Annotated in this window: 14 protein-coding genes; 12 read left to right on the top strand and 2 right to left on the bottom strand. The window is 66.4% G+C overall.

The features are described 5' to 3' along the window. Both HP546_RS14905 and HP546_RS14910 read left to right on the top strand, forming a co-directional pair. Window positions 1-358, top strand: a 358-nt coding sequence (locus tag HP546_RS14905) for an FAD-binding protein (RefSeq protein WP_172226696.1), incomplete at its 5' end; no start/stop codon positions are given. Next, a complete protein-coding gene (locus tag HP546_RS14910) occupies window positions 355-1,122 on the top strand; it encodes an SDR family oxidoreductase (RefSeq protein ID WP_172226699.1) in 768 nt (255 codons plus the stop codon). The genes HP546_RS14905 and HP546_RS14910, both read left to right, overlap by 4 nt. A 42-nt stretch (window positions 1,123-1,164) precedes the next feature. On the opposite strand, the gene HP546_RS14915 is transcribed toward HP546_RS14910, so the two are convergent. Continuing rightward, window positions 1,165-1,950: an enoyl-CoA hydratase gene (locus HP546_RS14915; protein ID WP_172226702.1), complete on the bottom strand. Its 786-nt coding sequence runs from the start codon at window positions 1,948-1,950 to the stop codon at window positions 1,165-1,167. A gap of 138 nt (window positions 1,951-2,088) precedes the next feature. Between HP546_RS14915 and HP546_RS14920 the strand changes: the two genes are divergently transcribed. From HP546_RS14920 to HP546_RS14965, 10 genes are all read left to right on the top strand, one after another. After that, window positions 2,089-2,862 carry an SDR family oxidoreductase gene (locus tag HP546_RS14920; RefSeq protein ID WP_172226705.1) on the top strand — a complete coding sequence of 258 codons (774 nt, stop codon included), beginning with the start codon at window positions 2,089-2,091 and terminating at the stop codon, window positions 2,860-2,862. 57 nt (window positions 2,863-2,919) lie between these two features. Then, window positions 2,920-3,888 (top strand): bifunctional MaoC family dehydratase N-terminal/OB-fold nucleic acid binding domain-containing protein, encoded by a 969-nt coding sequence (locus HP546_RS14925; protein ID WP_172226708.1) that lies wholly within the window; start codon window positions 2,920-2,922, stop codon window positions 3,886-3,888. A gap of 12 nt (window positions 3,889-3,900) precedes the next feature. Next, window positions 3,901-5,034 (top strand): acyl-CoA dehydrogenase family protein, encoded by a 1,134-nt coding sequence (locus tag HP546_RS14930; protein ID WP_172226711.1) that lies wholly within the window; start codon window positions 3,901-3,903, stop codon window positions 5,032-5,034. Next, entirely contained in the window at window positions 5,006-5,425 is a 420-nt protein-coding gene (locus HP546_RS14935) for a MaoC/PaaZ C-terminal domain-containing protein (protein ID WP_172226714.1), read from the top strand. Before HP546_RS14930 ends, HP546_RS14935 begins: the two co-directional genes overlap by 29 nt. Window positions 5,426-5,442: 17 nt before the next feature. After that, window positions 5,443-6,621: a lipid-transfer protein gene (locus HP546_RS14940; RefSeq protein WP_172226735.1), complete on the top strand. Its 1,179-nt coding sequence runs from the start codon at window positions 5,443-5,445 to the stop codon at window positions 6,619-6,621. A 10-nt stretch (window positions 6,622-6,631) separates the two neighbouring features. Beyond that, window positions 6,632-7,801 (top strand): acyl-CoA dehydrogenase family protein, encoded by a 1,170-nt coding sequence (locus HP546_RS14945; protein ID WP_172226717.1) that lies wholly within the window; start codon window positions 6,632-6,634, stop codon window positions 7,799-7,801. 74 nt (window positions 7,802-7,875) lie between these two features. Beyond that, window positions 7,876-9,081: an acyl-CoA dehydrogenase family protein gene (locus HP546_RS14950; protein ID WP_172226720.1), complete on the top strand. Its 1,206-nt coding sequence runs from the start codon at window positions 7,876-7,878 to the stop codon at window positions 9,079-9,081. After that, window positions 9,078-10,232 (top strand): acyl-CoA dehydrogenase family protein, encoded by a 1,155-nt coding sequence (locus HP546_RS14955; RefSeq protein WP_172226723.1) that lies wholly within the window; start codon window positions 9,078-9,080, stop codon window positions 10,230-10,232. The genes HP546_RS14950 and HP546_RS14955 overlap by 4 nt, the downstream gene beginning before the upstream one ends. A 20-nt stretch (window positions 10,233-10,252) precedes the next feature. Beyond that, entirely contained in the window at window positions 10,253-11,941 is a 1,689-nt protein-coding gene (locus HP546_RS14960) for a class I adenylate-forming enzyme family protein (RefSeq protein WP_172226726.1), read from the top strand. Between the two features lie 88 nt (window positions 11,942-12,029). Further along, window positions 12,030-13,409 (top strand): DUF1329 domain-containing protein, encoded by a 1,380-nt coding sequence (locus HP546_RS14965; protein WP_172226729.1) that lies wholly within the window; start codon window positions 12,030-12,032, stop codon window positions 13,407-13,409. Between the two features lie 212 nt (window positions 13,410-13,621). Here the strand turns inward: HP546_RS14965 and HP546_RS14970 are convergent. Next, window positions 13,622-14,524: MFS transporter (locus tag HP546_RS14970; protein ID WP_172226732.1), on the bottom strand; the 903-nt coding region annotated here is incomplete at its 5' end.

Raw genomic sequence — 14,524 nt, forward strand, 5'->3', positions numbered from 1 at the left:
CAACGCCGCAGCCCGAGGGCAGGCCCCGGAGCCGTTCGGCAAGTCGGTCGCGGGTCGCCAGGTGCTGCAGCAAGGGCCTTACTACGCCTGTGACATTTCCGTGGGCAACCCGATCTTCCCCTTGGGCGCGCTGACGCTCGGTGGCTTGCGCGTAGACGAACGCACCGGCGCGGTGCTGGGTGCAGGCGGTGAGCGAATCGCCGGGCTGTTCGCCGCAGGCCGAACGGCGCTGGGCATTCCTTCACATCTGTACATCAGTGGGCTGTCCCTGGCCGACTGCGTGTTCTCTGGCCGCCGTGCCGGGGCAGCCGTGGCGCAGGGCGCGGATTTGGCAGTGGACTGCGAGGTGGCATCATGAGCGAGCGTAACGGGCGCGTGCAGGGCAAGGTCGCCCTGGTCACCGGCGGGGCCAAAGGTATAGGCCGGGCAAGTGCTCGCCTGCTGGTGGCCGAAGGTGCGCAGGTGCTGATCAGCGACATCGACACCCAGGCCGGGCAGGCCCTGGCCGACGAGCTCGGCGCGGCCGCCCGCTTCATCCACCACGATGCCAGCAGCGAAGCGGCATGGCAGCGGGTGATGGACAGCCTGGTCGAGCACCATGGCCGCCTGGACATCCTGCTCAACAATGCTGGCATGCTGCAGACCGGCACGGTGGAAGACACCGCACTGCAGGATTGGGAGCGCATCATGCGGGTCAACGCCGGCAGTGTGTTTCTTGGCTGCCGCGCCGGTATCGCCCTGATGAAAGCCCAGGGCGGGTCGATCATCAATGTATCGTCGGTGGCGGCGCTGGCCGGGCGTGACGACTACCTGGCCTACAGCGCCTCCAAAGGCGCGGTGGCCGCGTTGACCCGCTCGGTGGCGGCACTCTGCAGGCGCCGCAAGTACCGCATCCGCTGCAATTCGCTGCACCCGGACGGCGTACTGACCGACATGACCCGCGGCGGCTTCCCCCAGGGCATCGACCCGGCGCGGTTGACCATCGACAGCGACCCGATGAACCGCATGTGCCTGCCGGAGGATGTGGCGGGCAGTGTGCTGTACCTGGCCAGTGACGAGTCGCGGGCCGTGAATGGGGTGGAGCTGCGTATCGACAGTGGACAGCTGGTGATGTCGATCTAGGCCGTATGGCCCATCACCGACTGCGGTGATGGGCTGCTGGGCTCAACAGCCCTCAAAGCGCGGCGCCCGCTTCTCGATGAACGCCTGCATCCCTTCTTTCTGGTCACGCGAGGCAAACAGCAACGCGTTGGCCTTGCGCTCCAGCGCCAGCCCGGCCTCCAGCGGTGCATCCATCCCCGCCAGTATCACCTCCTTGATCTGCTCCGCAGCCAACGCCGGCATCGCTGCGATCACCCGCGCCAGCTCCAGCGCGTGGGCCTGCACCTGGTCGTCCTCCACCAGATCGCTGACCAGCCCCGCCACCCAGGCTTCCTCGGCGCTGATCGGCTGGCCAGTCAGCGCCATGCGCATGGCCTTGGCCTTGCCCACCGCACGCACCAGGCGCTGGGTGCCACCAATGCCGGGCATGATGCCGATGCGGATTTCCGGCTGGCAGAAGCGCGCACTGCGGCCGGCGACGATCAGGTCGGCCAGCATCGCCAGCTCGCAGCCGCCGCCGTACGCATAGCCGCACACGGCGGCGACCACCGGCTTCGGGCAATGCTGGATCGGCGCCCACAGGCGCTCGGTATGGCGCTGGTAGATATCGATGGGACCGACGTCGGCCATGCTGCCGATGTCGCCACCGGCGGCGAACACCTGGTCGCCCCCGGTCAGCAGGATGCAGCGCACCGCCGGGTCGCCAGCCAGGGTGCTGAAGTGCTGCGACAGCAACGCCTGCAACTCCAGGCTCAAGGCATTGGTGGCCTGTGGGCGGTTGAGCCGCAGCAGTGCCACCCCGGGCAAGGGGTGTTCGAGCAGAACGGGTGGGGCGGGCGTGGCAGGCATGGGATTCCTCGCGGGCAACGTGTTGGATGGCGGCCAGTGTTGCCCCCGGCCCTTGCCCATTCATCGTCCGTTCAGACGAAGTACGGCCCACGCATAGCCTCTAGAGTCGTCCCTGACAGCAAAAACCAGGAGCATGCAATGGGGCTTGATTTCAGTGGCAAGGTGGTGCTGGTCACCGGAGGCAGCAAGGGCATCGGCGCGGGTATCGCCCAGGGCTTTCTGGCCGCCGGTGCGCAGGTAATCGTCTGTGCCCGCAGTGCACCCGAGCACCTGCCGAGCGCTGGCGGGCGCAGCGCCGCCTTCATCGCCGCCGACGTGCGCGACGGCGACTCGCTGCAGGCGCTTTTCGACACGATCGAGCGCGACTTCGGCCGCCTTGATGTGCTGGTCAACAATGCCGGTGGCAGCCCCTCGGCGGTCGCTGCCACGGCCTCGCCGCGGTTTCACGAGAGCATCCTGCGGCTGAACCTTATCGCCCCGCTGAATGCGGCGCAGCACGCCAACCGGCTGATGCAGGCGCAGCCGCAGGGCGGTTGCATCGTCTTTATCGGCAGTATCAGTGCCTTGCGCGCATCGCCGGGCACGGCGGCCTATGGCGCTGCCAAGGCCGGGGTGCTGGCGCTGGTGCAGTCGCTGGCGGTGGAGTGGGCGCCCAAGGTGCGAGTGGTGGCGGTAAGCCCTGGCCTGGTGCTGACCGACCAGGCGCACCTGCACTACGGCAGCGAACACGGCATCGCGGCCGTCAGCGCCGGCATCCCGGCCGGGCGCATGGCCGACGCCAGCGACATTGCCAATGCCTGTTTGTACATCGCTTCGCCGCTGGCCAGTTACGCCAGCGGCTGCAACCTGCTGCTGCACGGCGGCGGTGAACGCCCGGCGTTTCTGCACGCCGCGCAAGCCCAACCCACTTGATCGACCACCTGGCGGTGGCCGATCCGGGTCGCTGCCCTAACGCTGCAGGAGACGACTTTGGCTGATCCACAATTGCTTTGCGCTGTGCGCGCCCTGGTTGGGCGCCAGTACGGCCGGGTGTATGCCTGGGACGCGGTGAACGCGCCGATGATCCGCCAGTGGTGCGAGATCATGGGCATCGACAACCCGCTCTACACCGACCCGGCGTTCGCCAGCACCGGCCCTCATCAAGGGCTGGTGGCGCCACCGGCCATGCTCCAGGTGTGGACCATGGAGGGGCTGCACGCCAACAACTACCCGCCGGGCTCCACCGACCAGAACCCCTACGAAGTGCTGAAGCTTATCGAGGAATACGGCTACGCCTCGGTGGTAGCGGTGAACTCCGAATTGAGCTTTACCCGGCCGCTGTACCTGGGTGAGCGGCTGTACTACACCACCCGCCTGGAGGCCGTGGGTGACGAGAAGACCACGGCCTTGGGCACCGGTTTCTTCGTCACCCTGGTAATGAGCCATTTCGTCGAAAAGCCCGAAGGCGACGAGCCGGTGGGCGAGCTGTTGTTCCGGGTGTTCAAGTTCCGCCCGGCCAACCCGCAACCGGCGCCGCAGCCGCAGGCCGAGCCGGCCAAGGCCAGGCGGCCGATGCCCGGGGTCAGTGACGATACCCGCTTCTTCTGGGAAGGCTGCGCCGAAGGCAAGCTGCTGATCCAGCGCTGCAGTGCCTGCGCCACCTTGCGCCACCCACCGGCACCGGTATGCATGCACTGCCACAGTTTCGAGTGGGACAGCGTGCAGGCCAGCGGGCGCGGCAGCCTGTATTCGTTCGTGGTCATGCACTACCCGGAGGTCGCGCCCTTCGAGCACCCCAACCCGATTGGCCTGATCGAGCTGGAAGAAGGCGTGCGCCTGATCGCCGGGCTGACCGGCGTGCAGCGCGAGCAGTTGCAGGTCGGCCAGCGCTTGCAGGTGGCCTTCGAGACCTTCGATGAGCAACTGACCCTGCCGTTGTTCCGGCCTGTGGTCGAATAGGAGGGCGTGACCATGGATTTCGAGTTGAGCGAAGACCAGCGGGCGATCGAGCAGATGGCCGACAGCCTGTTCAGCGACCATTGCCACGATGACTACCTGCGCCAATGGGACAGCACCGGCGATGCGCTGATGGCGCCGCTGTGGGCGTTGTGCCAGGAAACCGGCCTGCATGCCCTGGCCATTCCCGATAGCGCAGGCGGCAGCGGCCTGGGCATGACCGAGCTGATGCTGGTGCTGCAGGCCCAAGGGCGCAGCCTGGCGCAGGTGCCGCTGTGGCGCCACCAGCTGGCGGCGGCAACCCTGGCCAACTTTGCCCTGGGTGACGCTGCCGGGCTGGCCGCTGAGGCCGCCCGCGGCGAACGGCTGCTGAGCCTGGCGCTGGACAGCCTCGGCACTGCCCATGGCATCGCGTTGCTTGCCACCCCCTGCGTCGAAGGCTGGCAGGTAGACGGCCAGGTTGCCGCTTTGCCCCTGGGTGGCCAGGCACACGCAGCGCTGGTGCCGGTGCGGGTGGACGACCAGATACGGCTGTTGCTGCTGGAGCTCGACGCCCCGGCGGTACGCCGTAGCTGCGGCGTGCTGACCCACGGCGAGGCCATTGCCGACCTGCAGGTGGAAGGGCTGCGGGTGAGCGCTGACCGGGTCTTGCCTGCCGCTGCCCTGTCCTGGCTGGAGCCACGCGCCATCGCGGCGCTGGCGGCGCTGCAACTGGGGGTCAGTGCCGAGCACATCCGGCGCACCGTGGCGTATGTCGGTGAGCGCGAGCAGTTCGGCCGGCCGATTGGCAGTTTCCAGGCCGTGCAGATGAGCATGGCCGACAGCCATATTGCCCTGGAAACCCTGCGCAGCACGTTGTGGCAACTGTGCTACCGCCTGGATACCGGCCTGCCGGCGCCCTCCGAGGCCCTGGCCACGGCCTACCTGGCCTGCGAGGCAGGGCACCGCATCGGTCATGTCGCGCAGCACGTGCATGGCGGCATTGGCGTCGACCTGACCTACCCGATTCACCGCTATCTCTACTGGAGCCGCGCCCTGGGCATTGCCCTGGGCGGTGCGGCGGCCTGCCTGGAACGGCTCGGCGACTGGCTGAGCGACAACGACAAGCTGGGATGGAAATATGACCTCGAAGAACACCAAGCGCTTTGACGACGTGCGCCCCGGCGAAACCCTGCCGACCCTTGAAGTGCCGATCACGGTAGCGCTGATTACCGGCGGGGCGATTGCCACGCGCGACTACTTCCCCGGTCACCACGATCTGGACGCCGCGCGTGAACTGGGTTCACCGCATGTGTTCATGAACATCCTCACCACCAATGGCCTGGTGCAGCGCTTCGTCGAAGCCTGGGCCGGCCCGCTGGCGCGCTTCACCGCGCTGAAGATCAAGCTGGGGGTGCCCAACTACCCGGGCGACCGCCTTACCTTCAACGCCAGCGTCACCCGCCACGACCCCGAAACCCGCGAAGTGGAACTGACCCTTAGCGGCCGAAACTCCATGGGCAACCACGTGACCGGCACGGTCGCGCTGGTGCTGCCATGACCACCGGAGGCAGCAGCATGAGCAACCTGTCCATTTCCGGGCGCGCCGCCATCGTTGGCCTGGGCGCGACCGAATTTTCCAAGAACTCCGGGCGCACCGAACTGCGCCTGGCGCTGGAAGCCACTCTTGAAGCGCTGCGCGACGCCGGTATCGACCCGTCCGAAGTCGAGGGCTTCAGCTCGTATTCGGTAGACAAGGTGCCGGAGTACGAAATCGCCCGCCTGCTGGGCTGCAAGGATGTGAAGTTCTTTTCCCAGGTGCCGCACGGCGGCGGTGCGGCCTGCGCGCCGGTGATGCACGCGGCCATGGCGGTGGCCACCGGGGTAGCCAAGGTGGTGGTGGTGTATCGGGCCATGAACGAGCGCTCCTGGTACCGCTTTGGCAGCGGCAGCTACGGTTTTGCCGCCACGCCGATCTTCGACAACGTCAATTACGGCTGGTACATGCCGCACGGCTTCCACACCCCGGCGGCCTGGGTGGGCATGTTCGCCCAGCGTTACATGCATACCTATGGCGCCACCTCCGAGGACTTCGGCCGGGTTGCCGTGGCCGCGCGCGACTTTGCCGCCAGCAACCCCAAGGCGTTCTTCCACGGCAAGCCGATCACCCTGGAGGAGCACCAGGCGTCGCGCTGGATCTGCGAGCCGCTGCACCTGCTCGATTGCTGCCAGGAATCCGACGGCGCCGTGGCCATGGTCATCACCTCGGCCGAGCGGGCCCGTGACCTGCGGCAGAAACCGGTGACCATCAAGGCCGGCTCCCAGGGCATCACCTGCGGCCAGCAGAGCATGACCTCGTTCTACCGCGACGACATCACCGGGCTGCCCGAAATGGACGTGGTGGCCAAGGAGCTGTATCGCCAGTCCGGTCTCGGCCCGGAGGCCCTGCAAACGGCGGTGATCTACGACCACTTCACCCCCTTTGTATTACCGCAGCTGGAAGCGTTCGGTTTTGCCAGGCGTGGCGAGGCCAAGGACTTCATCCGTGCGGGGCACCATGCCCGGGGCGGCAAGTTGCCGATCAACACCCATGGCGGGCAGCTGGGCGAGGCCTACATCCACGGCATGAACGGGGTTGCCGAGGCGGTGCGCCAGGTGCGCGGCACCGCGGTCAACCAGGTGGCGGATGTCGAGAACGTGCTGGTAACCGCCGGTACCGGCGTGCCGACCAGTGGCCTGATACTGGGCGCGGCCTGAGGAGCACAGCATGTTTGTCGATCTTACCCCCGAGCAACATGCCCTGCGCCGCAAGGTGCGGGACTACTTCCAGGCCTTGATGACCCCCGAGCTGCGTGAACGCCTGCGCGGCCAGGAGGGTGGCGAGCTGTACCGCCAGACGGTGCGGCAGATGGGCCGCGATGGCTGGCTGGCGGTGGGCTGGCCCAAGGCCCATGGTGGCCAGGGCTACGCCGCCACCGAGCAGTTGATCTTCTTCGAAGAAGCCAACATTGCCGGTGCGCCGCTGCCATTCGTGACCATCAGCACCGTCGGCCCGGCGTTGATGGCGCACGGTAGTGACGCGCAGAAGGCGCGTTTCCTACCGGGTATCGCCGCTGGCGAAATCATGTTCGCGATTGGCTATTCCGAGCCCGACGCCGGCAGCGACCTGGCCGTGCTGCGCACCAGCGCCCGGCTGGACGGTGATGCCTTCGTGGTCAACGGCAACAAGCTGTGGACCTCGGGCGCCGAGTCGGCCGACTACATCTGGCTGGCGGCGCGCACCGACCCAAGCCAGGCCCGGCACAAGGGCGTGTCGATCCTGATCCTCGACACCCGTCTGCCAGGCTTTGCCAGCACGGTCATCCCCACCACCAGCAACCCGACCGCCGCCACCTATTACGACAATGTGCGGGTACCCGCCGACATGCTGGTGGGCGAGCTGCATGGCGGCTGGAAGCTGATTACCGACCAGCTCAACCATGAGCGCCTGGGCCTGGGCTCATGGTCGGACAAGGTCGTGGGCCTGTTCCGCAGGGTCTACCTGTGGGCGCGCGCCCGCGACGAGCAGGGCCGCCGGGCGATGGACAAGGCCTGGGTGCGCAGCACCCTGGGTGAATGCTACGCGCGCCTGGAGGCCATGCGCCTGATCAACCTGCGCATCGCCGCCAACCTCGAACGCGAGCACATGGATGTGGCGCTGAGTTCGACCACCAAGGTCTATGGCTCGGAGTCTGCCATCGAGATCTTGCGCCGGCTGTCGGCCATCGTCGGCGCCAATGGCCTGGTACGCGGTGGTTCGGCGGCTTCGGCCCTGCAAGGCGAGCTGGAGTACGAGCTGCGCGCGTCGGTCACCGTGACCTTTGGCGGCGGTACCAATGAAATCCAGCGTGAGCTGATCGCCCAGTTCGGCCTGGGCATGCCGCGTTACCAGCGCTGAGCGCCCCGCGCCGCCGCGTCATTCCAACAAAAGGCCCCCCGGCAGTGGCCGGGGCTGGGCCGAGGGTTGCATCAATGAACACGATCGAGCAATTCAGGCACGAAACCCGTGCCTGGCTGGAAGCCAACTGCCCGCCGTCGATGCGCGTGGCCATGGGCGAGGGTGATGTGGTGTGGGGGGCCAGCCAGCCGCAGTTCCCCAATGACGACGCGCGCCTGTGGTTCGAGCGCATGCGCGACCAGCGCTGGTTCTGCCCCGAGTGGCCGCAGGCCTATGGCGGCGCAGGCTTGAACGCCGAGCAGGTGGCGGTTCTGGAAAGTGAAATGCGTCGGCTGCGCTGCCGGCCGCCGCAGATCAACCTGGGTATCTGGATGCTCGGGCCGGTGCTGCTGGCCTACGGCAGCGAGGAACAGAAGCGCACCTTGCTGCCGCCCATGGCGCGGGGCGAAGTGCGCTGGTGCCAGGGCTTCTCCGAGCCCAATGCCGGCTCTGACCTGGCCAGCCTGAAGATGGCGGCGCGCGACGCCGGTGACCATTTCGTGGTCGACGGCAGCAAGATCTGGACCTCGTACGGCGACAAGTCCGACTGGATGTACGCCCTGGTGCGCACCGACCACCAGGCGCCCAAGCATGAAGGCATCAGCCTGATCGTGCTGGACATGCGCAGCCCGGGGGTGAAGGCCGTGCCGATCGACCTGATCAGCGGCAAGTCGGCGTTCTGCCAAGTGTTCTTCGACTCGGTCAAGGTGCCGAAAAGCAATCTGGTGGGGCCGCTGAACGGTGGCTGGAACCTGGGCAAGTACCTGCTGCAGCACGAGCGCAAGGCGATGTCGAAGTTCGGCGAATTCAGCCTGCCTTCGCACTTTGACCTGCTGGCCCTGTTGCGCGACTACCTGCCGCAGCCGCGCAGCCAGGGCGAATGCGCCTTGCAGGCGCGCGCCGTGGCCTGCGCCATGGACGAGCACGCCTATAACCTGACCGTGCAGCGCATGGCCGAGGAGGGCCGCTGTGGCGACGATATCAGCGGGCTGATGGCAATCATGAAACTGGTGCACACCGAGCAGGAGCGCGACAAGTTCGAAGTGCTGCTCGACGCCATGGGCGGCCACGCTCTGGGCTGGCAGCACGAGAGCTTCAGCGAGCGCGAACTGGCGGTGACCCGCGCCTGGTTGAACAGTTACGCGCTGACCATCTCGGGCGGTGCTTCGGAAGTGCAGCTCAATGTCATTGCCAAGCGTGTGCTTGGCCTGCCTGATGGCAAGAAAGGAGTGCAAGCATGAACCTTCGTTACAGCGAGGAGCAGCGCCTGCTGGCCGACAGCGCCAGGGATTTTCTTGCCGCCCGCAGCCCGGTGGCGGCCCAGCGTCGGCTGCGCGATCAGGGCGCGGCCAGCGGTTTTGACCCGCAAGTGTGGCGCGATGCGGTGGCGTTGGGCTGGAGCGCGATACCGTTTCCCGAGGCGCAGGGCGGGCTGGACTTCGGCTGCATGGGCCTGGGCCCGGTGTTCGAGGCCATCGGCCACAACCTGGCAGCGACGCCGTTGCTGTCCAGCGTGGTGCTGGGCGGCTCGCTGCTGCACCTGGCGGGCTCGCCGACCCAGCAAGGCGACTGGTTGCCGGCGTTGATCAGCGGTGAGCGACGTGTGGCGCTGGCGGTGGATGAACGTGCCCGCCATCAGCCCCGTGATATCGCCCTGGCAGCGGTGGCCGATGGCGACGGCTTCTGCCTGCAGGGTGAAAAGTTCTGGGTGGTCGATGGTGTCGGTGCCGATGCTTATGTGGTAGCGGCGCGCACGGCTGGCCAGCCGGGCGAGGCGCAGGGCATCAGCCTGTTCCTGGTGCCCGCCGATACACCAGGGGTGGCCTGCAGCCCGCTGCCGTTGATCGACTCACGCAACAGCGGGCGCTTGCGCCTGGACCAGGTCCGGCTTGGCCGCGACGCCTTGCTGGGTTGCCCTGGTGAGGGCTGGGTGGCGCTGGACGCCGCGCTGGACCGTGGCCGGGCATGCCTGGCGGCAGAACTGTTGGGCGCGGCGCAGCAGTTGTTCCAGACCACCCTCGAGTACCTCAAGACACGGGTGCAGTTCGATGTCCCGATCGGCTCGTTCCAGGCCCTGCAGCACCGCGCCGCGCAGTTGTATGTGGACCTGGCGTTGGCCCGCAGTGCGGTAATGGCCGGCCTGGCGGCGCTGGATGATGGCGAGCTCGACGCTGCCCGGCGTGGTCGCCTGGTCAGCCTGGCCAAGTGGAAAGCCGGCGATACCGCGCTGAAGGTGGCCAACGAAGCGGTGCAGATGCACGGCGGCATTGGCGTCACCGACGAGCTGGACGTCGGCCTGTACCTGAAGCGCGTGCGGGTGGCGCAAGCTTGCCTTGGCGACCGGGACTTCCACTGCGAGCGCTATGCCGACCTTGACCAGGCCTGCGCCTGAAACCTCGTGGGAGAACCCTGATGAGCATACAACTGTGGCGACAGGCCTGGCAGCAGCTGATAGCGCCGGGTGCGCCGTTTGAAGTGGTGAGCCCGGCCGATGGCAGCCCGCGGTATTTCCGTCACGCTGCGCGCAACCTGATGCAGGTAATCGACGCCGGCCGCGTGCATGGCGACAAGCAATTCATCATCTGGCAGCAGCAACGGCTGACCTTCAATGATTTTTTCGACGCGGTCGACCGCCTTGCCGGGCAACTGGCCGGGCCATTGGGGGTACGCCCCGGCGAGCGGGTGGTGATTGCCATGCGCAACCAGCCTGCCTGGCTGGTGGCCTTCGCCGCTATCCAGCGTTGTGGGGCGGTGTGCGTGCCACTGAATAGCTGGGGGCTGCGCGACGAGCTGCTGCATGGTGTCGAGGACAGCGGCGCACAACTGCTGTTTTGCGATGAAGTGCGCCTGGCGATGTTGCGTGAAGACCTGACGCGGGGTGGGCATACCTGCATCGTGGTAGGGCACAGCTCCGAGCCTGCATTGCCTGAAGGCTGCCTGCGCTACGAAGCCCTGCTGGCGGCCGAGCCGCGGGTGCTTGCGGTGCCAGAAATTCCACCCGAGGCCCCGGCGCTGATCCTCTACACCTCGGGTACCACCAGCCGTGCCAAAGGCGTGCTGTCCAGTCACCGGGCGGTATGCCAGGCCCTGGCGGCACTGGAGTTCCAGGGCGCCTTCTGTGCCATGAGCTCGCCCCAACGGGTCGGCGGCATGCTTGCCAGTGGCTACGCGCCCACCTCGTTGATGGCGGTCCCGCTGTTCCACGTCAGTGGGCTGCACGCCCAGTTCCTGTCGGCGTTCCGCCCTGGCCGGCGGTTGCTGCTGATGTACAAGTGGGACCCGGAGCAGGCGCTGGACCTGATCCGCGATGAGCGCTGCACCCAGTTCAACGGCGCGCCGGTGATGATGCAGCAGTTGCTCGCTTCTGAACGCTACGGCAGTGACGATACGGCCAGCCTGTTCGGCCTGGGCCTTGGCGGCGGTGCGTCGTCTGCCGGGCTGCTGGCCGAAATGCTCGCCCGCAAGCCCGAGGTGATCGGCGGCAGCGGTTACGGCCTGACCGAGAGCAACGGTATTGGCGCAGCCATCGGCGGTGACCCTTTCGAGTACCGCCCGGCCACGGCCGGTTGGCCGTTACCGATTGTCGAGGTCCGCATCGGTGATGACCCGCTGCAACCTTTGCCGCCAGGCACTTCAGGCGTGATCTGGCTGCGCTCGCCGACGCTGATGGAGGGCTACTGGAACCTGCCGGCCGCCACGGCCGACAGCGTGCGCGCAGGGTGGCTGGACACCGGTGACCTCGGCTACCTGGACGACCAGGGCTTCCTGTACATCAGCGGTCGGGTCAAGGACCTGATCAACCGGGGTGGCGAGAAGATCTCGGCAGTTGAAGTCGAGAGCTGCATCAGCGACATGGCGGGCGTGGATGAGGCGGCCGCATTTGCCCTCGACGATCCGGCAATGGGCGAGGTGCTGGCGCTGGCAATCCAGGGCAGCCCGGCCACGCTGCCGTCGGATGAACAGGTGCGCGGCTACATCGCTGCACGCCTGGCACCCTACAAGGTACCCGCCCAGGTGTTTCGCCTGCATCAGCCGCTGCCGCGCAATGCCACCGGCAAGGTGCTGAAGGCCGAACTCAAGGCACGCCTGTGCGTCGAGTGACTTTTTAGTCTCTCCGGACGATGCCGATCGCCCTGGAACACGAACAATGAAGCCATACCAGAAGCCTTATCAGCGAAGGAGGCAATACATGAAAACAACAAAAGGTGTGATGCTCGCCGCCGTCATTACAGTCAACAGCGGGCTGCTGGCCAGCGCCTACGCCGCCGTGCCGGCAGACGAAGCCGCCAGGCTCGGCAAGGACCTTACCTGCGTCGGCGCCGAGCAGGCGGGGAACGCCGCCGGCACCATCCCGCCCTACACCGGCAAGTACCTGGGCGAGGTGCCGGGCTGGAACCACGTGAAGTTCTCGGGCGACCAGCCCGTGGACCCGTATGCCGACGAAAAACCGATACTGGTGATTACCGCGCAGAACATGGACCAGTATGCCGATCACCTCAGCGAAGGGCAGAAGGCGCTGCTGAAGAAGTACCCCGCCACCTACAAGATGAACATCTATCCCGGCCATCGCGACTTCCGTTACCCCGACTACGTGTGTCGCCGGGTGATGAGCAACGCCGTGAATGCCAAGCTGGTGAACGACGGCCTGGGTGTCGAGGGGCTGGGCCAGGTACCGTTCCCGATCCCGAAAAACGGCATGGAGGTGTTGTGGAACCACCAGTTGCCGGCACGTGCCTACACCGAGGAGAAGATCTCCGACCTGGCATCGGTGTTGCCCAACGGCAGCATAGGTTGGGGTCGCGCGCATGCGCGCAACCTGTCCCAGGCCAACTCGCCAACGGTGGAGCCGAAAACCTCGGACATGGTCCAGGCGATGAGCTACAACACCACCCTGAAGCCCGCGCGTGACAACGGCGTGATCAGCATTGCCCACGAGCCGTACAACTTCGTCACTTCGTCGCGCCAGGCCTGGTCCTACAGCCCGTCGACCCGCCGCGTGCGGCAGATGCCGGGGTACGGTTACGACCAACCGATGATCGGCACCAACGGCACCATGACGGTGGACGAGGACCGTCTGTTCAACGGCGCACCGGAACGCTACACCTGGAAGCTGCTGGGCAAGCGCGAAATCTACACCCCGGCCAATGCCTTCAAGGCCAACGCCGGCAACGTCAAGTATGCCGAGCTGCTGACGCCCAACCACCCCAACCCGGCGTTCATGCGCTATGAGTTGCGCCGGGTCTGGGTGGTGGAGGCGGACCTGAAGGAGGGCTACCGGCATGTCTACGGCAAGCGCGTGCTGTTCATCGACGAGGACACCTGGAACGCGGTGATGGCCGATAACTACGATGCCCGTGGGCAGTTGTGGAAGCATGCGATGGTCAACTATTACTACCACCCGGACATGAGCGGTTGGCAGGCCGGCTCGCAGTTCTTCATGGACCTGAACTCGGGGCAGTACACCGGTTACGGCATGACCAACGAAGCGAAGAAGGGGCCGATTCTGAACGAGAGCAAGTTCACCCCGGACATGTATACGGCGGATGCAGCGCGGGCTATCGGGCGTTGATGGACTGATAGTTCCCCCTTGAAGTGAACGAGGCCTGGCAGGGATCAACCCTGGCAGGCCTTTTTGTTTGTGAGGTGAAAGGTTTGTCGGGGCGTTGGGGGAGGGCTACCAGGTGCCTGGCATGGCATTTTCGCCGGGGCATAAATCGAGCGCCGCGCGGGCGGCGCTCGATTTCACAGGCGCTCAAAATGCAGTGCCAAGCACCAGCGCCCCTACACCGCCACCGCGCCAACAACCTTGCCCGCCGCCACCCCCTTGATCTGCGCCCGATACCGCGGCAACGCCATCGCCAGAAACCCCGCCGCCAGCACCAGCAACACCACCGAAGCCGCCAGCGCATAGCGCAGCGACTCACCCTGCAGGCTGGGCAGGAACACATCGCTGAGCATGCCGATCAGCAACGGCCCAAGGCCTACCCCGAGCAAGGTCATGGCCATGACGAAGATCGCCGTGGCCTGGGCCAGGCGGTGGGCCGGGAACAAATGCGTGATGGCGCCCAGGCACGGCGTTGCCCACCACACGCCAAAGAAACCGAACGCGCTGTAGAACAGAAACGCCTGCGGTACCGGCGTGTCGCCAATATGAAACGCCACCCCTTGTGGCCACAGGAAGTAGGCCAGCGCAAACGGGATGCTCAACAGCGTGCCCAGCAACGGCACGCCAATCTGCCAACCCACGTCACGCCGGGCCAGGCGGTCGGTGAGCATGCCGCAGACCAGGGTGCCAATGGTCGAGCCCGTGCCGCCCACCACACCTACCAGAAAGCCCGCCTGCTGCATGTTCAGGCCATGAGAGCGAATCAGGAAGCTGGGGCTCCAGGTACCAATGGCATAGCCGGCTATGGCCGCTGCACCGCCAGTCAGTATCAACCACAAGAACGAAGGCATGCGCAGCAGCTCGGTCAGGGTACGCAACCATCCTTCGCCCGGCTCATTCGCTGCTTGCCGCGTACGCACCGGGGCCGGTGCGCGAACCGTCAGCAACAGCAGCAAGCCCAGCAAAATGCCGGGTGCGCCAATCAACAGGAACGCGTAGCGCCAGCCATGCTGCTGGGCAATCCAGCCGCCCAGGCCCAGGCCGACAATCGCGCCCAGGCTGGAACCGAGCATCAGCAC

It is taken from the genome of Pseudomonas sp. CM25 (assembly GCF_013179705.1).
GTDB lineage: Bacteria > Pseudomonadota > Gammaproteobacteria > Pseudomonadales > Pseudomonadaceae > Aquipseudomonas.